Raw genomic sequence first — 23,970 nt, forward strand, 5'->3', positions numbered from 1 at the left:
TACCCCAACCCGCAAAAAGCGATCGAAATCCGTCCGTCCGCAGAGGGATTCCCACCCCAGATCGCCCTATGGATAAGGGCTGCGCCCCATCCATTATGAATACCTAATGCAAACCATAAAATGTTTTAACTTTCCCTTATTCCTGTTCTCGCGCAGCATCTTCTCAGACGTGCTGCACCTACGATTAGGGTTTTCATTGGTGCAGTTCTTTCTGGCCGACCATTGGCGCTTCACTGCCTGACAACCAACCGGCGACGAAGCGATTCGATCATGTAAGTCCAGCGTGCCGCTCGAGCGCGACGGAAGAGACAGGAGACGGAGACATGGGACATTCCGACGTATCGGACAGAGGCCGTACCGTGTTCACACATCACCGCTGGGTGCAACTCGCCATCGGCATTGTCTGCATGGGGCTCGTCGCGAATCTGCAGTATGCGTGGACGCTGTTCGTCGTGCCGATGGACAACGCCCACCATTGGGGACAAGCGGCGATCCAGAGCGCGTTCACGATCTTCATCGTTACCGAAACCTGGCTCGTGCCAGTCGAAGGCTGGCTCGTCGACAAGTTCGGGCCGCGCCCGGTTGTGATCGGCGGTTCGGTATGCGCGGCGCTCGGCTGGATCATCGACGCGCATGCCAGCAGTCTGACCGCGCTGTACGTTGCAGCGGTCATTGCCGGCATCGGCGCCGGCTGCGTGTACGGCACGTGCGTCGGCACGGCGCTCAAATGGTTTCCGGACAAACGCGGTCTCGCGGCAGGCTTGACCGCGGCGGGTTTCGGCGCAGGCGCGGCAGTCACCGTGATTCCAATCGCCGACATGATCCAGCGTTCGGGCTACGAGCACACGTTCATGTTCTTCGGCATTTTCCAGGGTGTTTGCATCCTGTTGCTCGCCACCATGCTGATTCGGCCGAAGCCGCCCGCCACCGCGGTCGTCGCCAAGCGCGTGGTGGCAAGCAAGATCGACTACACACCTGGCGAAATGATCCGCTCGCCGCTCTTCTGGGTGCTGTATCTGATGTTCGTGTTCGTCGCCGCTGGCGGCATCATCGCGACCGCGCAGCTCGGGCCGATTGCGAAAGAGTTCGGCTTTGCCAAGCTGCCGGTGAGTCTCATGGGCATCACGCTGCCGCTGCTCACCATGACGCTCTCGATCGACAACCTCTGCAACGGCTTCACCCGTCCCCTGTGCGGCTTTCTGTCTGACCGCATAGGCCGCGAGAACACGATGTTCATGATCTTTCTCGGCGAAGGGGTCGCGTTGCTGGGATTGATGCAGTTCGGCCATAACCCCTACGCATTCATGTTCTTCGCAGCCGCCGTGTTCCTGTGCTGGGGCGAGATCTTCTCGATCTTCCCCGCCACCTGCGCCGACACGTTCGGCAGCAAATACGCCGCCGCCAACGCCGGGACGCTTTATACCGCGAAGGGCACCGCTTCGATGCTGGTGCCGATTGCCTCGGTGTTGTCGGCGAACGGCGGGTGGAGCACGGTGTTCATCTCGGCGGCCGTGGTGTCGATCGCGGCAGCCGTGTCCGCCAAGTTCGTCCTCGCCCCCATGAGAAAGCGCTGGATCGAAAACTCGGGTGCGCGAGCCGGCGTGGTCATGGCCGAAGCGCGGCTGCAGCCGTCGTCCGGCGGCTCCCCCGAATAACCGACACCGTGAGCACCCAGCTCGCGACACACCCCACAACGCCCCGCCAACAAGGAGAGATGTCATGGCAGAAGCCGACCAGCCCACAACAGACGAAACGTTGAAACAACAGGCGACCGAAACGACCGACGGATTCCATCTCGTCATCGATGCGCTGAAACTGAACGACATCGACACGATCTTCGGCCTGGTCGGCATTCCGATCACCGACCTGGCGCGGCTAGCACAAGCGGAAGGAATGCGTTTCATCGGCTTTCGCCATGAACAACACGCGGGCAACGCGGCGGCCATTTCCGGCTATATGACGCAGAAGCCGGGGATTTGCCTGACGGTCTCGGCGCCGGGCTTTCTGAACGGCCTGACCGCGCTTGCCAACGCGACCACCAACTGCTTCCCGATGATCCTGATCAGCGGCTCCAGTGAACGCGAAATTGTCGACTTGCAGCAAGGCGATTACGAAGAAATGGATCAGTTGAACGCGGCCAAGCCTTATGCGAAGGCCGCTTATCGCGTGCTGCACGCGGAGGATATCGGCATCGGCGTAGCGCGGGCGATTCGAGCCGCCGTGTCGGGACGACCCGGTGGTGTGTATCTGGACTTGCCCGCCAAGTTGCTCGCACAAACGCTGGATGCCGTGAAGGCGCAGCAGTCGCTGGTACGAGTGGTCGACGCGGCGCCGCGCCAGTTGCCGGCACCGGAGTCGGTCAAGCGCGCAATCGATGTCCTCAAGAGCGCCAAACGGCCGCTGATTCTGCTCGGCAAGGGCGCCGCATACGCCCAGGCTGACGCGGAGATTCGCGCGTTCGTGGAAGAAAGCGGCATTCCGTATCTGCCGATGTCGATGGCCAAAGGCCTGTTGCCGGACACGCACGAGCAATCCGCCTCGGCGGCGCGCTCGTTCGTGCTGCAGGAAGCCGACGTCGTCGTGTTGATCGGCGCGCGTCTGAACTGGCTGCTGTCGCATGGCAAGGGAAAAACGTGGGGCGCGGCACCGAAGAAGTTCGTTCAGGTGGATATCTCGCCGACCGAAATCGACAGCAACGTGGCGATTGCCGCGCCGGTGATCGGCGACATCGGTTCGTGCGTAGCGGCGCTGCGCGCCGGCATCGCTGCGGGTTTCACGAAGCCGGCCACGGAGTGGACCGGTGCAATCGCGGAGCGCAAGAACAAGAATCTCGCCAAGATGGCCGCGACGCTCGACAAGAACCCGTCGCCGATGAATTTCCACAGCGCGTTGCGCGCGATCCGCGATGTGCTGAAAACACGCCCTGACATCAACGTCGTGAATGAAGGCGCGAACACGCTCGACTACGCGCGCAGCATCATCGACATGTATGAACCGCGCAAACGCTTCGATTCGGGCACGTGGGGAATCATGGGTATCGGCATGGGCTTCGCGATCGGCGCGGCGGTCACGAGCGGCAAACCCGTCGTCGCGATCGAAGGCGATAGCGCATTCGGCTTCAGCGGCATGGAGCTCGAAACCATCTGCCGTTACGAGTTGCCGGTCTGCACGATCGTATTCAACAACAACGGCGTGTATCGCGGCACGGACGTGAACCCGACCGGCGGCAAGGATGTCGCGCCGACCGTGTTCGTGAAGAACGCGCGCTACGACAAGATGATCGAGGCATTCGGCGGCGTCGGCTATCACGCCACCACGCCGGAAGAACTGACGAAGGCACTGCTCGAATCGATCGCCTCAGGCAAACCGAGCCTGATCAACGCCGTCATCGACGAAGCGGCCGGCACCGAAAGCGGTCGACTGACCAATCTGAATCCGCAAAGCGCGGCAATGAAAAAGTAATCTGGGCAACCACGGAGATTTCAACATGACCAAACCTCTCGAAGGCATCAGGATCATCGACTTCACCCATGTTCAAGCCGGTCCCGCCTGCACCCAGTTGCTCGCCTGGTTCGGCGCGGACGTCATCAAGGTGGAACGGCCGGGTTCGGGCGACGTGACGCGCAATCAGTTGCGCGACATTCCCGACGCCGACGCGTTGTACTTCACGATGCTCAACAGCAACAAGAAGTCGCTGACGTTGGACACAAAGAAGCCCGAAGGCAAGGAAGTCCTCGAAAAGTTGATCCGCGAGTCCGACGTGCTGGTGGAGAACTTCGGCCCGGGCGCGCTGGACCGGATGGGCTTTTCGTGGGAACGCCTGAACGAACTCAATCCGAAGATGATCGTCGCCTCGGTGAAGGGCTTCAGCGACGGTCACCACTACGACGACCTGAAAGTCTACGAGAACGTGGCGCAATGCGCGGGCGGGGCGGCCTCCACTACCGGCTTCTGGGACGGTCCGCCGACTATCAGCGCGGCCGCGCTCGGTGACAGCAATACCGGCATGCATCTGGCCATCGGCATTCTGACCGCGCTTCTCGGCCGCGACAAAACGGGCAAAGGCCAGAAGGTCGCCGTGTCGATGCAGGATAGCGTGCTGAATCTGTGCCGCGTGAAGCTGCGCGACCAGCAGCGGCTGGAGCGCGTCGGCTATCTCGAGGAGTACCCGCAATATCCGCACGGCGAATTCAGCGACGTGGTGCCGCGCGGCGGCAATGCGGGCGGCGGCGGCCAGCCGGGTTGGGTGCTCAAGTGCAAAGGCTGGGAAACGGATCCGAATGCGTACATCTACTTCACGATTCAGGGCCACGCGTGGGAGCCGATCTGCAAGGCGCTCGGCAAGCCCGAGTGGATCGATGACCCGGCCTACAAGACCGCGGAAGCACGTCAACCGCATATCTTCGATATCTTCCAGACCATCGAAGCCTGGCTCGCCGACAAAACCAAATTCGAGGCGGTCGACATCTTGCGCAAGTTCGACATTCCGTGCGCGCCAGTGCTGACCATGAAGGAACTGGCCAACGACCCGTCGTTGCGCGCGAGCGGCACGATCGTCGAAGTGCCGCACAAGAAACGCGGCACGTATCTGACTGTCGGCAGCCCGATCAAGTTTTCGGATCTGAAGCCGGAAGTCACCGCGTCGCCGCTGCTCGGCGAACACACCGAGGAAGTGTTGGCGAGCCTCGGCTACAGCCAGCAGCAAATCTTCAACCTGCGCGAAGTCAAAGCGGTTTGATGGTGCTACGCTAGCCCGGCCATCGGCTCGGGCTTGCGGATACGGCGTCGCTGGCGACGCCGTATCCCATTCAGGCATCCGTGTTTTCACAATCGGGGGGGCGTCATGCAACATGCCATCGACTTCGAGCAACTTGCCAACGCAATCGGCGACGCGATCGTCATTTCGGATGCTCAAGGCAGCATCACATTCTGGAACCCCGCGGCCGAACGCATGTTCGGGTTTGCGCCAGGCGAAGCGCTCGGCAAGTCGCTCGACCTGATCATTCCGGAACGGTTGCGCGGCCGCCATTGGGACGGCTACCACAAGACCATGGCAACGGGCGAAACCCGCTATGGCAACGACGTGCTGCGTGTGCCCGCGGTGCACAAGGACGGGCGGTCCATGTCGATTGCCTTTACGGTCGCGTTGCTGCATTCGCCGCAACACGAGCTCACCGGCATTGTCGCCGTGATCCGTGACGAAACCAGCCGCTTTCAGGAGGATCGTCTGCTTCGCAAACGGCTCGCGGAACTGGAGGCGTCCGCCGGCGCATGAGCACGCGCATTGGCACACGCACACACGCATAATCCGATACCCACAGACCCACTGAAGGCCGGCGCGAGCCGCATCACCTGCGCCGGCTTCAAACCGTTCTCGCCGCTGCCCGCGTCCACGCTGTAAACTCTGCCGAATCCCGCTCTCAATCACGCCCGGATCAGGCAACATGGACCGCATCGACGCAATGAAGGTGTTCGTCGCCACGCTCGACGAAGGGAGCCTGGTCGGCGCGAGCCGTCGACTCGGCCGCTCACCTGCGGCGGTGAGCCGGGCTATCGCGTTCCTCGAAGAACATGTCGGAACGGCTCTGCTGCATCGCACGACGCGGACGATCAGACTGAGCGAAGCCGGCGAACGATACGCCGCCGCTTGCCGCCGCATTCTCACCGACCTGGAAGAAGCCGATCTGCTGATCGCCGGCGAGCGCTCCGCACCGCGCGGGCTGCTCACGATCACCGCACCGGTGGCGGCCGGTCAGGACATGCTGCGGGCGATCATCGACGATTTCATCGATCGCTATCCGGCCGTCTCGGTCCGGCTGGATATGCTCGACCGCCCAGTGAGCCTGATCGACGAAGGAATCGACGTGGCGCTGCGCATCGCTCACCTGCCCGATTCGACGCTCGTGGCGATCCCGGTGGGCGAAACGCGGCGGGTCGTCACGGCGTCGCCTCGCTACCTGGCCAAGCACCCGCCGATCGTCGAACCCGCCGATCTTGCCCGGCATCAGATCATCTCCATGAGCCACTTCGGCCTGGATTCATGGAGCTTTCCGCCGCCGAATGGCTCGACGATTCCACGTGTCGTGCAGTTCACTCCGCGCTTTATCGTCAACAGTATTCAGGCGGCCGTGGCTTCGGCCGTCGCGGGACATGGCGTCACCCGCATGTTTTCCTATCACGTCGCCGAGCAGGTCAAGGAAGGATCGCTCGAGATCGTCCTGAGCGACAACGAACCCGCCCCGCTACCAGTCCACCTGTTGACGCCGCAAGGGCGTCTCGCGGTTCCCAAGGTGCGAGAATTCGTCGATTTCGCGGCGCCGCGCCTGCGCCGCCACTTCACGCAACCCCAGCGGACTACGAAGCGCAATTGAATCGACTCGCGGAAGAATGTCTGCCGGTCTACGTGGATTCTCTCTGCAATCGGTTCAATCTAGACTGTGTTCATCGAGATTGCACAGCTCATGCCTTCGGGCCGTACCGGCGAATTCACTGACACGCCCTTCCCCGCACCCGACTCGAACCGGCATTCCTCGTAACGGGCATTAGCCCACGCATAGACGGCGGCAACGGCGTCGACGCCCAAGGCACTGCATGTCACGTTGCAACTCATTGTGGATTTGATTTGCGATCCTCATGAAATGCATGGCGAGCTGTGAGTTTCGCGCTTATCGCGTCGCGGCCGCCCGGCGGCCGGGTCGGCGCGTAACGGAACAGTGGAGGCAGTCATGCAACGAGCAGTCGCCAATGGATCGATCGCGCCCGCATTCAATGTCTGGCGCGGCACGCTGGCGGGAGCCAGCGCGAGCCTTGTCGGGATAGGCCTCGCGCGTTTCGCCTATACCCCGTTATTGCCGGCTATCGTCAGCGCGCACTGGTTTCCGGCGTCGACTGCAGCCTATCTCGGCGCAGCCAATCTCGGCGGCTATCTGGCCGGCGCGCTCGCAGGCGGCTGGCTGGCGCGGCGATTCGACGCCGCGTCCGTGCTGCGCGCGATGATGCTGCTCGCGACCGTTGCGTTCGTCGCCTGCGCCTTTCCGGTTTCCTTTCTCTGGTTCTTCGTCTGGCGCTTCGCATCCGGCTTGTCGGGCGGTGCACTGATGGTGCTGGCCGCGCCGACGATCCTCGCCCATGTGAACCCATCGCGCAGAGGCTTTGCAAGCGGCGCGATTTTCAGCGGTATCGGTTTGGGTATCGCGGCGTCCGGGACAATCGTGCCGCTCCTGCTGCGTCAAGGTCTGACCCAAACGTGGCTGGGTCTCGCCGCGCTCTCTCTGGCGCTGACAGCCGTCGCATGGAACGGTTGGCCCGGGCGGGCCGAACCCGCCGTGCAGCACGCGGCGCCTCACGCCGGCCACGGCCGCGCCTATCCGGCGGCCTCGATGCGCGCGCTGTACGCCGAGTATGCGTTGAATGCCACGGGCCTCGTCCCGCACATGATCTTTCTCGTGGATTTCGTGGCGCGCGGTCTTGGCAAGGGTCTCGATGCCGGCGCGCAATACTGGGTGCTGTTCGGACTGGGAGCGATCGCAGGCCCTCTGCTGACCGGTCACCTGGCCGACCGTGCCGGGTTCGGTCCTGCGCTGCGCGCGGCCTATGTCCTGCAGATCGCCGCAGTCGCGTTGCCGGCTGTCGTACCGGGACCCGTCGCGCTGATCGTGTCGAGCGTCGTGGTCGGCGCGTTCGTGCCGGGCATCGTGCCGCTCGTGCTCGGCCGGGTCAATGAATTGCTCGCGCACCATCCCGCTGCGCAAAAGGGCGCGTGGAGCGCGGCGACCACCAGTTTCGCGGTATTGCAGGCAGTCGCGGCGTATGGCCTGTCATTTCTGTTCGCGCACGACGGTGGCAATTACGCGAGCCTATTCCTGATCGGCGCGACCTCGTTGGCGCTTGCGTTGGTGGTCGATCTATTCACGGCGCTTCGCGGCGCTCCGAAGCAGCAATAGCGTTGGCGTCACCCCGTTTTCAGCCGACGGCATCCCTCACTCGAACTGGGAGAACCCCATGATCCCGACACACGGTCCCCGCAAGGACTGCGCACCCGTGAACGAACTCGCCGAAGCAGAGGCTCGGCTGTACGCACATTCGGTGTTGGAGAAGACGATATGAGCGCGCGTCCCAATCTCGCTTTGGAGGCCGCTCCGGATATGCGCGGCCTCGACTATTCGGCGCGACACGAGCGTTACTGGCGCCGTAATCTGGCCGTGTGCGTGTTCGGCTCATTCACCACGCTCGTCAGTCTGAGCATGCTGCTGCCGTTTTTGCCCATTTACGTCCAGCAACTCGGCGTGCAGTCGCAGTCCGCCGTCATTCAATGGTCGGGAATCGCGTTCGGCGCCACGTTTCTCGGTACGGCCGTCACCGCGCCCTTGTGGGGACGCCTCGCCGATCGCTATGGCCGCAAGCCGATGCTGGTGCGCGCGGCCGTCGGCATGGCGGTGGTGATGTCGTTGATCGGCATCGCCCACAACGTGCACGAACTCGTCGGCCTGCGCTTGCTGGCTGGACTCGTGGGCGGCTATTCGTCGGCTTCGACGGTAATGGTCGGTACGCAGGCTCCGAAAGCGCGCGCCGGTTGGGCGCTGGGCGTGCTCTCGACCGGTGCGCTCGCCGGCAATCTGATCGGGCCGCTCGTCGGCGGTTTTCTGCCGGGATGGCTCGGCATTCGCGGCACGTTCTTCGCAGGCGGCGCCATGATCGCGGTGGCCGCTTTGCTGACGATTTTCGTCGTCAAGGAAGATTTCGACCCGGCCACGCATTCAAGCCGGCGAGCCGCGGAACATGTGCCGGCGAGCACGCATCGCAACGATTACCCAGTGGTCGCCGCATTGCTGGTCACGGCGATGATGGTGCTGCTCGCCAACATGTCGATCGAACCGGTCATCACAGTCTATGTCGGCAGTCTCGGCGTGCCGTCGCTTCATCTCGCCCGCGTGGCAGGTGTCGTAATGGCCTGTTCGGCTTTCGGCAGCATGCTGACGGCCGCGCGCCTCGGCGCGTTGGCCGATCGGATCGGCAGCTGGAACGTGATCGTCGCTTGCCTGGTGCTGACCGGTCTCGTGATGGTTCCGCAAGCGTTCGTTCACGCGTGGTGGCAACTGGCCGGATTGCGCGCGCTGATGGGCATGACGTTAGCCGGTCTCCTGCCTGCGATTGCGAAACTGGCGCGCCACGCAGTGGAAGAACACAAGACCGGTCAGATGCTCGGTTATCTGCAGTCGGCGCAATTCAGCGGACAGGTGGTCGGTCCGATCATCGGCGGCGCGATCGCTGTTCATCTCGGGCTGCATGCCGTGTTCTTCGTGACCGGTTCGTTGCTGGTGGCGTGCGCCGCGCTCGCGCACTGGGCGCGTACCCGTCAGCGCGCGGTGCTTTGATCGGGGCGATCGCTCACCTCATTGACCTGCGACGGCTCCGCCCGACGGATTCCTCACCTTTGCGTGCAACTGCGCGCGAACCTCGTTCCCCACCGCCGGCGGCAGCGGGATATAGTCCAGGTCCTCTGCGGCCTGGTCGCCGTTGGTTAGCGCCCAGTCCAGGAATTTCAGCGTTGCCTCACCGCGTTCCGGTTTGTTCAGCGTGCCATGTAGCAACACATACGTCGCGCCGACGACAGGCCACGCGTTCGCGCCCGGTTCATTGGTCAGCATTGGAACGAGAGATCTGGACCAGTCCGCGCTCGCGGCAGCGGCCTTGAATGTCTCGGGTCCCGGCTGAACCACGGTACCCGCGGCATTTTCCATGGCCGTGTACGACATATGATTCTGCTTAGTGAAATCCCATGCAACGTAGCCGATTGCGCCTGGCAGATGTTGCACGAAAGTGGCGACCCCTTCATTGCCTCTTCCGCCTATGCCGCGCGGCCAGCGCACTGAACTTCCCTCACCAACCCTGCTCTTCCACTCGGGGTTGACCTGCGCCAGATAATGCGTCCAGATCAGTGAGGTCCCGGAACCGTCGAGGCGACGCACAACGGCGATTGGCGCGTCGGGCAGCTTGAGCCCGGGATTGATGGCAGCAATGGCTGGAGCATTCCAACTGATGATTTTGCCGAGATAGATATCCCCAAGCACACGCCCCGAGAGAACCAGCTCACCGGGCTTGATACCCGGCAGATTGACGACCGGCACGACACCGCCGATCACCATGGGAAACTGGAGCAGGTCGTTCCTGGCAAGCTCGTCGTCGCTGAGCGGCGCATCCGACCCGGCGAAATCCACCTGACTCTCCATGATTTCCTTCACCCCTTCGGTCGAGCCGACACCGCGATAGCTCACCGTGCCGCCGCCTGCCCGCTGGTATGCGCTGGCCCATTTCGTATAGATGGGTGCGGCGAAGGTACTGCCAGCGCCGGTGATGTCAGCGCTGTGCGCTGTGACCGACAAGAACGCGCCGATCACACCGGTCAACAGTGTTTGTGTATAACTCACGAAAGACCTCACTTTAGGTTTGTTGTTGAGGCTCATGAAGTGAAGCTCGCCGAGTAACGAAACCAGTTCTCCCCATTACAGGATGCTGAAGGTCGGGAGGCAAATTGAATCGCTCTATCACAGCCGCATTGCTTCCAACGCGATGCCGGCATGGTTTTGAAAATTGATACGCTGTAGGATTGAAATCGCAGTTTGCAAACTGCCTGACCCGCGCCACCTTACGTTCACCTCACTACCGTCCGCTTCGGGGACTCAATCGATTTGAACCGATGAACTCCACACCACCCATGCGCGACGTTGCTTCTGCAGAAGAGCGGGTTCCGGACGATTCCGGCAAACGCGGCGGGACGGTTTTGCCGGACATGTCGCCGGCCGTGGCCTTCTCGACACTGGTCACGCCAATGGTCGCGCAGGTGGCGCAACGCGTGGGCACTCTATGCGTCAGTGCCGATCCGGAAAGTCTGCACAAACTTCGTGTCGTACTGCGTCGTCTGCGCTCGCTGTGGTGGGCTTACGATCCGCTTATCGACGGATCGCGAGCGAGGCGACAGCGGCGCGAATTCAAGGCGCTGGCCGACTCCGCTGGTCAAACACGTGACTGGGATATTCTGAAACACTTACTGGCAGAGGAGACGGCAATGCCGCGTTCTTTTGCGGCGCTGATCGAAGGTGTCGATTTATTGCGCGGCGATGCGCTCCTGCACAGTCGCGCAACGATCGCCGACGCCAACGTTGAAGCAGTATTGAACCAGGCAATCGCGGGCGTGATGCAGCAACTCGAACCTCGTTCGTTTGACGAGTCGCTTTCGGTATTCGCCGCGAACCGTATTGCAACGGCCAGGAGGGCGCTGCGAAAACGGATGAAGCGTTTGCTTAGGGATCCCGATTCCGGATACGCGGAGTTTCACGAGGTCCGAATCGCCGCGAAGAAGGTGCGCTACCTGCTGGAGTTTTTTGCGCCCCTGATCCAGAGCGGAAACGGGATAGGCATCGTCGAACTCACGCAAATGCAGGACGAGCTGGGAAAACTCAACGACATCGTTGCGAGTGAATCGCTGCTTCTCACACATGCGCTTCGCCTCGGCGAGCGCGGCGTTGCCGACGATGCAATCGCGTATCTGAGGAATCTCAAAGGCGATCGCATGCAGAGCGCCGAAGCATTGTTACGCGCGCTCAGCGATAGGCTCGCTGACGAGCGTGCCGGCTTTGGCATCAACTAGCGGTACTGCGAGAAAAGCCGCGAACGCTGAAATCGGGCGCATTGCTTCGCGCTGGCTTACCCTACCGTTCCTTGCGCCGGCGAAATGCCCACCATCCGGCCAGCCCTGTAAAACCGGCCACGAGCAACACCATCACCCAGAAACCGTGCCGGTTCTCAGCGAGCGGAATACCACCCACATTCATTCCGAAAAAACCCGCAACGATATTGATCGGCATAGCCAGTACCGTCACCAATGTCAGCGTGAAGAGCGTGCGATTGTTCTGCTCTTCCAGACGGGAAATGATCTCCTCCTGCAACAGCCTGACCCGTTCGATCAGACCGGCCACATCCGAGAGAACCACCGAAAACTCCTCGGTCGACTCGCGCAGATCCTGCACGTCATCTGAATGAAGCCAGCGCGGCGGTCTCGCCAGCAGCCGGAAGATCGCGCCAGGTTCAGGCGCGAGCATGCGTTGCAAACGCGTCAGCATACGACGCATCGCGCCCAGATCGATGCGATTCTGCGTCGGCCGTTGCGACAGGAATCGGTCCTCTATCCGGTCGACGTCGGCGCTGGTTCGGCGCACGATCTGCACGAGCAGGTCGGCCTGGTCGCGCATCAGGTGAACCAGCAATTCCGCCGGAGACCTGAAAATCTCGCCTTCCCGAACCGACGCGCGCAATCTGTCGACCGAACGCAGTGGCTTCAGACGCGCGGTCACGATAATCCGCTGGTTCGCGTAAATCCACAGCGTCGCTATTTCGGAGGGAATGAACTCGAGATTGAACATGACGTCGTTGACGACCGCGCGCAGCGCGCCGTCCGCATGCTCGATGCGCGTCGAGTGCGAGCCTTCGCGCAATGCGTCGAAAAAAGTCTCGGGTAGATCGAGTTGCGCTCTCATCCAGCGTTCGCTCGCACTATGCGCCAGATTGAAGTGAAGCCAAAGAAACTCGCTCCCTTCTCTTGCGGTGCCGTTCGCGTCGTGCGCCTGTAACCATTCGACGACTTCATCCGCGTCGACGGGCCGGCCGGCATGAGTCGAAGAAAAGAGAAAGCCACAGACCATGCCGGACGAGTCGGCGCCGTAGGTTTGCAGTAGCAGGTCAGATTTCATAGGTCATTCAGCGTTTGCTTCCCATGCGGGATTGGCATATCCAGTAATTTGCCGGCCGATAATGGAAGCGTGACGATCGCCAACCGATGCCGGCCGCAGGCGTCGCACGGATTGAACTGGATGCAAAGGCCCGAGCATATCGCGACCCATCAAAAGAAGGTTAACGTGGTCGTTCTCGCTTGATCGACCTGGATGATCCTTATAATTCCGCAGTCGAATCATTTAACCTGAACGGTCACGAGAACGTCATATTTCAGCCTTAAGTTGCAGCCCATCGAAGGCGACCTCATCGCCACAAGGAGTCTCGACATGAAACTCAAGCAACTTACGCTGTTTCTGTGTGCGCTGTGTGCCAGCGCCGCGCACGCCGCCGACATAACCGGCGCCGGCAGTACTTTCGCCGCGCCGATTTACACGAAATGGGCCGATGCCTATCAGAAAACAGGCGGCGGCAAGGTCAACTATCAGGGCATTGGTTCGTCGGGCGGCATCAAGCAGATCATCGCGAAGACCGTGGATTTCGCCGGTTCGGACGCGCCGCTGAAAGACGACGAATTGGCCAGGAACGGCCTGTTCCAGTTCCCCACGGTGGTCGGCGGCGTGGTGCCGGCGATCAACGTGCCGGGTCTGAAGGCCGGCGAACTGGTGCTGTCGGGTCAAGTGGTCGGCGACATCTATCTGGGCAAGATCAAGAAGTGGAACGATCCCGCAATCGTCGCGCTGAACCCGAAAATCAAGCTCCCTGATACCGACGTCGCGGTGGTGCGCCGCGCCGACGGTTCGGGCACGAGTTTCATCTGGACGAACTACCTCTCCAAGGTGAACCCGGAGTGGAAATCGAAAGTGGGCGAAGGCGCTACGGTGAACTGGCCGACCGGCACCGGCGGCAAGGGCAACGACGGCGTGGCGGCATTCGTGCAGCGTCTGCCGGGCGCGATCGGCTACGTCGAGTGGGCCTATGCGAAGCAGAACCACATGACCTACGCCGCGCTGAAAAATGCATCGGGGACTGTGGTCGAGCCGTCGACCGACACATTCAAGGCGGCAGCGGCGGGCGCCGATTGGTCGAAGTCGTTCTATCAGATCCTGACGAACGAGCCGGGCAAGAACGCGTGGCCCGTGGTCGGCGCGACGTTCGTGCTATTGCATACGACGCAGGACAAAGCACCGCAAGGCGCGGAAACGCTGAAGTTTTTCGATTGGGCATTCAAGAACGGCGGCAAGGCAGCCGACGATCTCGACTATATTTCGCTGCCCGAGTCCGTGACGGCCGAAATCCGCTCGCAGTGGAAACAGAAGGTCAAGGACGCGTCAGGCAAGCCTGTCGCGCCCTAGGCTGCGGATAAATTCGGCGCGCGCCGTTCATCAACACGCAACCGCCCATTCGGCGCCCGTCAGGTCACGACCTTCGACATCACCGCCGTGGCCGGGTCATAGCGGTAGCCCTTTTGCGCGAGCTGGTGGCTCATCGTCGAGCTGATCAGCTTCTGCTGCGTCTCTCTGGCGATCAACTCGTGATCCGGCTTGAGCCGTTCCAGTTCGGATGAAAGCCGTCTGACGAGCGCCACCTCACCGGTGCTGCGTGCGTCGATGAACAAGATCCTCTCGCTTGCCAGACCAAGCCGCTGTTTGAGGTCTTTCGCGTGGGCGACCCATTGTTCCGCCGTGCCGCGAAGCTCGCTGAGCGCCTTTGCATGAGCTTTGGCTTGCGCTGATATCTGGCGTTGCAACGCCGCGATCTCCTCCGCGCCCTCGGCCTCGTCGGTTCGAGCTTGTTGTGCAATGGCTTCGGCTTGCGCGGCCAGCCGTTGTTCCAGTTGCGCAACCTGCTGTTCGGCGGCCTCTGCGCGGTCTCTCGCGGCAGACGCATCCTGCGATAGCCGAGCCAGGTCGGCGCTCGTGGCCACCTTCGCCTCGTTCATGCTCTCGATCTGCCGCCGCGTCTCTTCCAGTTCCAGGGTGACGCGCTGCAGTTCGTTAAGGTGAACCGACATTTCGTCGGCCCGCGCCGCAGCTGCCTGATGCTCCGCTGCCAGCGCGGCGCGAGCTTGCTCCAGTTCGCCCTCCAGCGTTGCGAGTTGTGTGAGGCGCTCGCTTGCCTGCGCCTCGGCGGCTTTCGCGTGCGCCAAGGCCGCGTCCAGCTCCGTCGACAACTTTGCCGCTTCTTCCGTTTTGGCTTGATGGGCATCGTTCAAACTGAGGAACTGCTGCTGCGCCTGGTCGCGTTCCTGAGTGGCGCGCGCTATTTCTTCGTTCTTGCTCGACACAGTTGCGGACAACTCCGCTCGCGCCTTGCGCTCTTCGTCCAGCAATGCCGTCGTGGCTTGCTGATCGGCAGCGTGTGCCGTTTCGCGCTGCGTGAGTTCTTCAACACGTGCCTGTGCCGCTTGCGCAAGTGACGTCGCCGCGTTCAGTTCGTCGGCGAGTCGCGTCACTTCTTCTGACTTTGCCTGATGGGCGTCACGCAGAGTGGCGATCTGCTGCCGCGCCTGCTCGTGCTCCTGAGTGACTCGCGTTATTTCGTCGTTCTTGCCGGAGATGACCGCGTTCAGTTCATCACATGCTTTGCGCTCTTCTTCCAGCGACGCATTGACCGCGGTCAGATTGGCCTGATCCACCGACGCACGCTGCACGAGTTCTTCTACACGTACCTCGGCTGCCTCGGCGCGTGACGTCGCCGCATTCGCTTCCTGTGACCAGCGCGTCGCTTCCTGCGAGCTTGCCTGATAAGCGGCGTCCAACGTCGCGACCTGCTGCAACGCCTGATCGCGCTCGTGCGTGACTCGCGTTACTTCATCGTTCTTGCTCGAAACAATTGCTGCCAATTCTTCACGAGCCTTGCTTTCGGCTTCGAGCGACGCCGTCGTCGCTTCGAGGCTGGCATCTTGCGACGCTACACGCAGCGCAAGTTCTTCCACGCGCGCTTCCGCGACCTGTGCACGCGATGCAGCCTCGCTTGCCTCTTGCGACCATTGCGCGACTTCTTGCGACTTGGCCTGATAGGCGTCGCGTAGAGTGGCGATTTCCTGCTGAATCTGATCGCGCTCCCGAGTGACGCGCGTGACTTCATCACTCTTGCTTGCGACATCCGCCGACAACTCTTCACGAGCTTTGCGTTCTTCTTCGAGCGATGCGTTCGCCGCTTCCAGGTTGGCGTGGTCCACCGACGCACGCTGCGCGAGTTCTTCGACGCGCGCCTCGGCCGCCTCAGCACGCAATGCGGCCGCGCCTGCCTGCTCCGACCAGCGCATCACTTCTTCTGTCTTCGCCTGGCAGGCATCGCTCAATGCGACGATCTCCTGCCGCGCCTGATCTCGCTCCTGAGCGACCTGAGCAACTTCATTGTTCTTGCTCGCGAGCGCCGTGGCCAACTCTTCGCGTGCGAGGCGTTCCTCGTCGAGCAATGCCTTCATGGCCGCCAGATCGGCGTCTTGTGCAGACACACGCTGAGCGAGTTCTTCGACATGAATTTCAGCCGCCTCCGCCCGGCCCGCAGCGGTTGCGAGTTCCGTTTCGAGGCGCAGAGCGGTACTTTCCGAGGCACTCAGCGCATCCGTCAGCGCGACGACCCGATTGCGCCCCGTTTCGACGTCGTCGATCGCTTTCTGATACTCGGCGAGGGCTTCGTCCCGTTCCGCGCGGGCAGCTTCGAGGTCCTGGTTCACTGCAGCCAAACGCTGATTGAAAGCCCGTTCGGCGTCGTGCTGGGATGCCGTCCAGATGCGATCCGCCGCGCTCATCACTGTCTCAGCGAGGCCCTCCGGCAACCCGGGCTGGACCTGCGGTGCCGGCGTTTCGGCCTGCCGCGCTTCGCGCCAGCGCTGCAAGGCCGCGACGATCGACGCAAGCGAACCGCCGCGAACCTCTTTCCAGATCGTCACCGGCGAAACTCTTCTGCCTTCTTCGACCATGCGATCGGCGATGGCGGCGATCTGTTCATCGGTGATTGTGTCTGCGTCCGTGGACATAAGCGCCTCAAGAATCAATGTAACGGGGCGAAAGGTTAAATCTTCAATACGTTACTACGTCTGCAGACGTCCGGCGACGTTCGCAATACAAGGCAAATGACAGGTAGCCTGACGCGGATGGCATCTTATAGCTCAATGACTTTTTCGAATCCGGGGAACAACGGACCATAACGCTGCCAAATCGCCGCGCAACGCCTATCGGAGACGGGTACTAGCGATACCGGTAGAAGCTCCCGCCTTGTTGGCCTGCGGCGACGTTGCAACAATGCAGACGAATCGATTGGCCCGCCCTTGGGCGTGAACGCCACGAACCGGCATCGGCACGATGCATCTGATTCACGCAACTTCACCGAGGCATACGGCAATGCGTATTTCGTTTTTGCACACGATGGACGGGAACCGGCAAGTCTTTGAGCAGGCCGCAAAAGCACTCGGCATGCGTGCTGATGATCTTCACCACGAAGTGAGAGCGGATCTGCGCGAGGCGGTCGGTCTGGCAGGGACGTTCTCACACGAATTGAAAGCCGAGACAAACCAGCGTCTTCTCGCGCTGGCAGCCCATTCCGACGCCGTTATTCTGACTTGCGCCACGCTTGGGCCGGCCGTGGCGGATATCGAGAGTCCACCGGTGCCCATCGTCAGGGCGGATATCGCCTTGGCCGCTGCGGCAGCGGAGCTGGGCGGGAAAATCGTCGTGTTGTGTGCCGCTGACTCTGCAATCGAATCCACCAGAATGCTGTTTGCGGAGCACATACACGGAACCGGTGCGTCAGCGGAGGTCGTTCACCTTCCTCAGGTTTGGGCACGGTTCAAAGCGGGTGATTTCGAAGCGTGCCTGGCTGCAACCGCATTGGCCGCGGAAGTCGCATACGAGGCGGGCGCGACGGTTGTCGCATTCGCTCATCCGTGGATGGCGCCCGGCGCGGACCTCGTTCGAACGGGAAAGCGGCCGCTCGATAGTCCGAGCGCGGCGCTTCGCGCTGCAATGCAACGGTTCGGCGAACACCCGAGCGACGCCTGACTCCGAGCGGCACTCAATCCGCCATCACAGGCTTAAGCCCGCAATAGCTTCGCCAATCAAAATAAATCTAAAGGCGAAGCGATTATCTCGCCCGGGATATGAAAGAGACGCGCCGCCGAACTGGTCACGCGACACGTGCAAGGCGCGACCCAGTCTGCACCCGCGGAAGTTTCCGATGAGAAAAGCACCTGAATGCTTCTCCGCCACCGATCAACCTCAACAGCGCCGTCACTCAGGCCATGCACAAGCGATCCGGGCATTTTCCGCGGACGCGGCCGCAGACGTCCCACCGCCTTCCGATCGGAACCCATCCCTCCAAATGTTATTATCGGAAACAACACCGTCCCCTCAAAGCGTGCATTCGAAGCATCAAGCCCCATGGACACCCATCTCGCAAAATCCGCCGACCCGTCCACCACCGACCTCGGCCGCCGCGTCCGCGCCGCCCGCCAGGCGCAGGACCTGACGCTGGAAACGGCCAGCCGCCTCTGCGGCGTTTCGCGCTCGACGCTCTCCAAGGTCGAAAACGGCCTGATGTCCCCCACGTTCGATGTTCTGCAGAAAATCGTCCTCGGACTGAAGATCGAGATCGGCGAGCTGTTCGGCTCGACGCCGAAAGTCAGCGCCAGCGGCCGCCGCGCGCTCACCCGCAAGGACGAAGGCCAGCGTCATGCCTATCGCGGCTACCAGATGGAACTGCTTGCCACGGACCTCGCGCACAAAGCGATGCTGCCGTTTCGCATCCGCATCTCCGCGCACACGCTCGACGCCTTCGACGACTGGGGCCGTCACGAAGGCGAGGAATTTCTGTATGTGATCAGCGGCAGCGTGTGCCTGTATTCGGAGCTGTATGCGCCGACGCACCTGAACGCCGGCGACAGTCTCTACTTCGACAGCCGCACCGGCCACGCGGCGGTCTCCACGAGCGAAGAAGACGCCGAAGTATTGTGGATGGCCACCAGCGCCGACATTCCGCACGCCCCGCCCGCCACCGAATCGACAAAGAAGTAACGCATGCCCCCACACCGCGCAGCAAGCGGGCTTAACGAGCCGCCAACGCCCGCTGCGCGAGTTGCGCAATATGCATTGCGTGACGCCCCGTGCCTTGCTCGATCTGTTCGCGGCAACTGAAGCCATTGGTCAGCACGATCGTGTCCACGGCCGCCTCGCGCACCGCCGGAAATAGTCTGTCTTCGCCGATCTTTTCGGAAAGCGCGTGGTGCTCTGCGTTGAAGCCGAACGATCCCGCCATGCCGCAGCATCCTGTATCGAGAAGCTTCCATTTCACGCCGAGCTTGTTCAGCAACGCAGTGTCGCCCTGCATGCCGAACAGCGCCTTTTGATGACAATGTCCGTGCACGATCACGTCGGCGGTCAGCGTCGGCCAATCGAACGGCTGCCGCGCGACGAAATCGGAGAACAGGAACGTCTGCGCGGAGAGCTTCTTCGCTAACGCATGACCGGGCAGTTGCTTCAGCAATTCGTCCTTGAATACCGACAAACAGCCCGGTTCGAGACCGACCAGCGGCACGCCCGCGGCGATATCGTCCGCGAGGTCGTCAAGGATGTGCGCGAGAAGTTCGCGCGCACGTTCGAGCAGGCCAAAGTCATAGAGTGGACGCCCGCAGCACAGCCGGTTCTTCGGCAACACGACGTGCCAGCCCAACTGCTTTAAAACGTCGGCGGCGGCTTCAGCGACCTCGGGCGTGAAGTGATCGTTGAAAGTATCGACCCACAGAATGACCTTTTTCGCTTCGCCGCGAGAGGCGGACGCTGTTTGCGGCGAACGCCGTGCGATCTGCCTGTAAGTGGCGCCTGCGAACCGTGGCAGTTCGCGCGCTTGCGCCACGCCTGCCACCCACTTGCCGAACGAAGCCAAGCCCGGCGCCGACGTCATGAAGTTCGTCAAACGCGGGAAGCGCGCCGCCCACGGCGCCCATTCACCGATGCGCCCCATGAACAGCGCCTGCCGTGGCCGTCGATTCGTCTCGTAGTAATGTGAAAGAAATTCGGCTTTGTATGAAGCCATATCCGTATGCGTCGGGCAATCGGATTTGCAGCCCTTGCACGCAAGGCATGTATCCAGCGCTTCTTTCACTTCGCGGCTTTGCCAGCCATCGACGATCACGTCGCCTTGCAGCATTTCCCAGAACAGATGCGCACGGCCACGGGTCGAATATTTCTCTTCGCGGGTCGCGCGATAACTTGGGCACATCGTGCCGCCTTCAAGCGAACGGCATTTGCCCATGCCGATGCATCGCTCGATCTCGCGCTGAAAGCCGTCGCCTTCCTGGCTGGCAAAGGTGAGCCTGGTTTGCAGCGTGACAGGTTGATAGGTGGGACCCATGCGCAGATTCTCGTCGGCCCGATACGCATGCACGACCTTACCCGGATTCAGACGATTGGCCGGATCCCAGATCGCCTTGAACTGTTCCATTGCCTGCATCAGCTCGGCGCCGTACATGATCGGCAGAAACTCGGCTTTGGCCTGGCCGTCGCCGTGTTCGCCCGAGAGCGAGCCGCCGAATTCGACCACCAGCTCGGCCGCTTCGCGCAGAAACTTGCGCCAAGTCGAGATACCTTCCGCGCTGCGCAGATCGAACGTGATGCGCGCATGCACGCAGCCATCGCCGAAATGACCATAGAGGCTCGTCTCGTAGCCGTAGTGATCCACTAGCGACTGGAACGCGCGCAAATAATCGCCGAGACGCAGCGGATCGACCGCCGCATCTTCCCAGCCGACCACCGGATCAGGCGTGCCGGAATCGACAGACAACGCCACCGCCGAGGCGCCGGTCTCACGAATCGACCATACCTTGGCCTGTAATGCGCGATCTTCGACGAGCATCGCAGAGACATTCGGCCCCGCCTCGCCCGAGCGAAAATAGGTGGCAGCGGCTTGCGCTTGTAGCATCACCGCCTCTTGCGTGTCCGCGCCGAATTCGAGCACGACCCACGCATCGCCTTCGGGCAGCAACGCGATCTCGTCTTTTTTCAACCCGCGCGCCTCCAGCCCGCGAATGATCGCGCGATCGAGTCCTTCGATAGCGATCGGCCCGCAGCGCATGAAATGCGGCACGGCATCCGCGGCCGTGTAGATATCCGTGAAGCCGACCACCACGATCACGCGCTTCGCAGGACTCTTCACGAGGCGCACTTTCGCCTGCAATGTCACCGCGCAGGTGCCCTCGGTGCCGACCAGGGCACACGCCACGTTGAAGCCGTTTTCCGGCAGCAGTTGATCGAGATTGAAGCCCGACACGCGCCGTTTGATCTGCGGGAATTTCGCGCGGATCTGGTCAGCGTAGGTATCGCGCAACCGTTTCAACGCGGCGTAGATTTCGCCTTGGCGGCCGCCTGCCGCGATGATGCGTTCGAGTTCGCTTTCGGATGTCGGACCGACCCAGAAACGCGCGCCGTCGAAGGTCGCGATCTCCAGCGCCTCGACGTTTTCGACGGTCTTGCCGGCCATCACCGAATGGGCGCCGCACGAGTTGTTGCCGATCATGCCGCCGAGCGTGCAGCGGCTGTGTGTAGCCGGATCGGGTGCGAACGTGAGGCCATGCTGTTCGGCGGCATCGCGCAAGGTATCGCAGACCACGCCCGGCTCGACGATCGCGACGCGCGCGACCGGATCGACCGACACGACACGGTTCACATATTTGCTTGCGTCGACCACCACCGCGACGTTCACGCATTGGCCGTTCTGCGAGGTGCCGCCGCCGCGCGCGAGAAACGGCACGTCGTTGCGACGACAGGCGGCGAGTGTTGCCAATAGATCGTCGACATCAGCGGGCACGACCACGGCGAGTGGCACTTGCCGATAGTTCGACGCATCTGCCGCATACAACGCTTTGGAGCCCTGATCGAAGCGCACTTCGCCGCGCACATGGCTGCGCAAATCGGCTTCGAGCGCCTGCATCACGGCGGCGCTGCCTGCGAAAGGCGTGGCAACACGCGGCGCATTCTTCGGCGCGCGACGGCCGGCGGCGTCCAACCCGTTCAGGCCCGCGCCCTGCTGTTCATCCAATGACGTTCCCACCGCGCTCCCTGTTTCTCGTGCCTGGACCGCCGCCCTGCGCTCAGGCAGCCTGGCTCGCGGTCATCTTGAAGATGCCCTGTGCGTTGCCCGCGTCGAAACGCAGGTCCGTTTCCCAGCGACGCGCGTCCTGATCGAAAGTCCGCTTGCGCGTGATGAACTCGTAGAACGAGCCCGGCACTTCGCGCGTCACCACGCTTGCGTCAGCCGCACGAAACTCGCGCAGCACCGTGTCCGCGCGATACGCTGTCTGAAACACGCGGCCCGAGCGCGAACGCTCCACTTCCGGTTTCATCGGACGGCCCTTGGCCTTCTCGTCGTCGGAGAGTTGAAAGACGTCCGCGACGCGATCGGTGGCGTGGTTGAACGCATTGCCTTCGGTCGCGATCCACGCCATTTCCGGCGATTCCTTCAACAATACTTCGTAATCGGCTTCGCGTGGCGTCTCGTGCTGGCGCGCAAATGCGCCGACGATGACCGGCAGCAGTTCATGGGCCGCCTCGAGCGGCAGCACGCCGTCGCGCTCGAGCTCCCACAACTGGCCGACAGCGCGCGGCGTCAACGGATCGCGCGACTGGCCGATCACGTTGGTCACCGCCTGTTGAAACTCCGCCGAGAACCGCTCGGGATGCAGCTCGCTCACGAAGAACTGGGCGATCTCATCGGGCGCGTCGTCATGCGCCCACGCGCGCCCGGTCATGCCGAGACGATCGAGCGGATACCGGCCGTTGATGCTGAAACCGAGCGGACGCAGAATGCGGGCAAATGCGGCTTCGCCAGTCGGCAGCGCGCCGCTGTGCGGCCAGCGCACCGTGCGCAGCGCGCCGTGGTCGAAGTACACGCTGCCGCCCGCCGCGACCGTCTCTTCCGTGTAGCGGCGGCCATTCGCCGAGCGCGCCAGCAGATCCTCGAAGAGCGCCATGTTCATCGCCTGCGCGAGTTCGGCGCGCGTGACGATGCCGTCTTCCCATTCGTTGAGGATCTGCGGATGATTCAGCGTCGCAAAGAGCCGGGCGGTTTTGTCGGCGCCGAGCAGCGTCAGCAGCAGTTGTTCGAGATTCGCATTCTTGATGTTTGGCATATCGGTTCTCTAAATGACTCTACGCGCGCTATCTGACGTGCTGGAGTACCACGCCGGTCGGCGCGCAAGGCACAGAACGGCATGATCAAAGGCGTGATTATTCAAAACGCCAGGGTCGCCGTAAAGAGAGATAAAATCGCCACTTAATGCGTTTTTGGAATCAACGTGCGAAAGTTCAAGATCCCCAACATGGGTGCGCTACTCGCTTTCGAAGCGGCCGCACGGCACGAGAGCTTCACGCACGCGGCGCGCGAACTCTTCCTGACCGAAAGCGCGGTGTCGCGGCAAATCAACACGCTGGAAAGCAACCTTGGCGTGCGGTTGTTCGTGCGCGTCAAACAGCGCGTGGTGCTGACCAAGGCAGGCAAGGTGTATAGCGCGCAGGTGCGGCGCTCGCTGGAACAGCTCGATCGCGACACGCTGTCCATCATCGCGCATGGCAGTGGCGGCGGTTATCTGGAACTGGCTGTTCTGCCGACTTTCGCGTCGCAATGGCTGATTCCGCGGCTCGCGGCATTCAACGCGCAGTATCCGGACGTGCGCGTGAACATGGGCGTGCGAACCGGCACGTTCCCGTTCGCCGAGACCCATTTCGAGGCCGCGATTCATTACGGCAAGCCCACGTGGCCGGGCACGTCGGCGGATTTTCTGTTCAGCGAAGAGGTCGTGCCGGTGTGCGCGGCGAGTCTGCTGAAGCGGCCTGTGCAGAACGCCGCCGATCTTCTTGACTATCCGCTCGTCCACTCCACTACCCGGCCCGACGGCTGGGCAGCATGGTTCGCCAACATGGGCGTCGAGGACAACCGGACCATGCAGGGCGTGCGCTACGAACTCCACACCATGCTGATCAGCGCGGCGGCCGCCGGCCTCGGTATCGCGCTGGTGCCGCGCTTTTTCGTCGACGCGCAGCTCGAACAACTAGGGCTCGTGATCCCGCTCGATGCCCCCGCGGTCGCCGATTCGGCGTACTACCTCGTCTATCCGACCGAGTTGAGTCACGGCAAGCCGCTGGCGAGTTTCCGCGAGTGGCTGTTGCACGAAGCCGCGGCCTACAGCGCGGTGAATCCCGAGTTGGCAGCCCCTCCCGATACCGATTGACCGCGTATCGGATGAAG

The 23,970-nt window shown here is 62.1% G+C and carries 17 protein-coding genes; 12 read left to right on the plus strand and 5 right to left on the minus strand.

The window, feature by feature from the left end; all coding sequences use genetic code 11:
• Positions 1-323: 323 nt before the first annotated feature.
• The 7 genes from oxlT (at position 324) to BLW71_RS28175 (ending at position 9,374) form a co-directional block, all read left to right on the plus strand.
• Positions 324-1,655, plus strand: a complete 1,332-nt coding sequence (gene oxlT, locus BLW71_RS28145) for an oxalate/formate MFS antiporter (protein WP_091804604.1) — start codon at positions 324-326, stop codon at positions 1,653-1,655.
• A 64-nt stretch (positions 1,656-1,719) separates the two neighbouring features.
• Complete coding sequence (gene oxc / locus BLW71_RS28150) at positions 1,720-3,462, plus strand: oxalyl-CoA decarboxylase (protein ID WP_091804606.1); 1,743 nt, start codon at positions 1,720-1,722, stop codon at positions 3,460-3,462.
• Between the two features lie 25 nt (positions 3,463-3,487).
• Complete coding sequence (frc, locus tag BLW71_RS28155) at positions 3,488-4,738, plus strand: formyl-CoA transferase (RefSeq protein WP_091804609.1); 1,251 nt, start codon at positions 3,488-3,490, stop codon at positions 4,736-4,738.
• Between the two features lie 105 nt (positions 4,739-4,843).
• Positions 4,844-5,275, plus strand: a complete 432-nt coding sequence (locus BLW71_RS28160) for a PAS domain-containing protein (RefSeq protein WP_091804612.1) — start codon at positions 4,844-4,846, stop codon at positions 5,273-5,275.
• Positions 5,276-5,444: 169 nt separating this feature from the next.
• Positions 5,445-6,371, plus strand: a complete 927-nt coding sequence (locus BLW71_RS28165) for a LysR family transcriptional regulator (RefSeq protein WP_091804615.1) — start codon at positions 5,445-5,447, stop codon at positions 6,369-6,371.
• 354 nt (positions 6,372-6,725) lie between these two features.
• Positions 6,726-7,943, plus strand: coding sequence for a YbfB/YjiJ family MFS transporter (locus BLW71_RS28170; RefSeq protein ID WP_091804618.1), 1,218 nt, complete (start codon positions 6,726-6,728; stop codon positions 7,941-7,943).
• A gap of 159 nt (positions 7,944-8,102) precedes the next feature.
• Positions 8,103-9,374, plus strand: a complete 1,272-nt coding sequence (locus BLW71_RS28175; RefSeq protein ID WP_091804622.1) for an MFS transporter — start codon at positions 8,103-8,105, stop codon at positions 9,372-9,374.
• Positions 9,375-9,392: 18 nt separating this feature from the next.
• Here the strand turns inward: BLW71_RS28175 and pstS (BLW71_RS28180) are convergent, their stop codons facing one another.
• Positions 9,393-10,427 (minus strand): phosphate ABC transporter substrate-binding protein PstS, encoded by a 1,035-nt coding sequence (pstS, locus tag BLW71_RS28180; RefSeq protein ID WP_091804626.1) that lies wholly within the window; start codon positions 10,425-10,427, stop codon positions 9,393-9,395.
• Positions 10,428-10,606: 179 nt separating this feature from the next.
• Between pstS (BLW71_RS28180) and BLW71_RS28185 the strand changes: the two genes are divergently transcribed.
• Entirely contained in the window at positions 10,607-11,647 is a 1,041-nt protein-coding gene (locus BLW71_RS28185; protein WP_286162142.1) for a CHAD domain-containing protein, read from the plus strand.
• Between the two features lie 61 nt (positions 11,648-11,708).
• Here the strand turns inward: BLW71_RS28185 and BLW71_RS28190 are convergent, their stop codons facing one another.
• Positions 11,709-12,746 (minus strand): transporter, encoded by a 1,038-nt coding sequence (locus BLW71_RS28190; RefSeq protein WP_091804634.1) that lies wholly within the window; start codon positions 12,744-12,746, stop codon positions 11,709-11,711.
• A gap of 309 nt (positions 12,747-13,055) precedes the next feature.
• Between BLW71_RS28190 and pstS (BLW71_RS28195) the strand changes: the two genes are divergently transcribed.
• Positions 13,056-14,081, plus strand: a complete 1,026-nt coding sequence (pstS, locus tag BLW71_RS28195; RefSeq protein ID WP_091804637.1) for a phosphate ABC transporter substrate-binding protein PstS — start codon at positions 13,056-13,058, stop codon at positions 14,079-14,081.
• Positions 14,082-14,140: 59 nt separating this feature from the next.
• On the opposite strand, the gene BLW71_RS28200 is transcribed toward pstS (BLW71_RS28195), so the two are convergent.
• Positions 14,141-16,714 carry a DNA-binding protein gene (locus BLW71_RS28200; protein WP_091804640.1) on the minus strand — a complete coding sequence of 858 codons (2,574 nt, stop codon included), beginning with the start codon at positions 16,712-16,714 and terminating at the stop codon, positions 14,141-14,143.
• A 364-nt stretch (positions 16,715-17,078) separates the two neighbouring features.
• Here BLW71_RS28200 and BLW71_RS28205 point away from each other — a divergent pair, with 364 nt between their 5' ends.
• A complete protein-coding gene (locus BLW71_RS28205; RefSeq protein WP_091804643.1) occupies positions 17,079-17,735 on the plus strand; it encodes an arylsulfatase in 657 nt (218 codons plus the stop codon).
• A gap of 378 nt (positions 17,736-18,113) precedes the next feature.
• Entirely contained in the window at positions 18,114-18,746 is a 633-nt protein-coding gene (locus tag BLW71_RS28210) for a helix-turn-helix domain-containing protein (RefSeq protein WP_091804646.1), read from the plus strand.
• 31 nt (positions 18,747-18,777) lie between these two features.
• Here the strand turns inward: BLW71_RS28210 and BLW71_RS28215 are convergent, their stop codons facing one another.
• The gene (locus BLW71_RS28215) at positions 18,778-21,777 is read right to left on the minus strand and encodes an FAD-binding and (Fe-S)-binding domain-containing protein (protein WP_091804649.1); all 3,000 of its coding nucleotides are present in this window, start codon (positions 21,775-21,777) and stop codon (positions 18,778-18,780) included.
• A gap of 40 nt (positions 21,778-21,817) precedes the next feature.
• Entirely contained in the window at positions 21,818-22,855 is a 1,038-nt protein-coding gene (locus BLW71_RS28220) for a DUF1338 domain-containing protein (RefSeq protein ID WP_091804652.1), read from the minus strand.
• Between the two features lie 165 nt (positions 22,856-23,020).
• Here BLW71_RS28220 and BLW71_RS28225 point away from each other — a divergent pair, with 165 nt between their 5' ends.
• Positions 23,021-23,953, plus strand: a complete 933-nt coding sequence (locus BLW71_RS28225) for a LysR substrate-binding domain-containing protein (protein WP_177205131.1) — start codon at positions 23,021-23,023, stop codon at positions 23,951-23,953.
• Positions 23,954-23,970 lie beyond the last annotated feature (17 nt).

The organism is Burkholderia sp. WP9 (assembly GCF_900104795.1).
Lineage (GTDB): Bacteria > Pseudomonadota > Gammaproteobacteria > Burkholderiales > Burkholderiaceae > Paraburkholderia.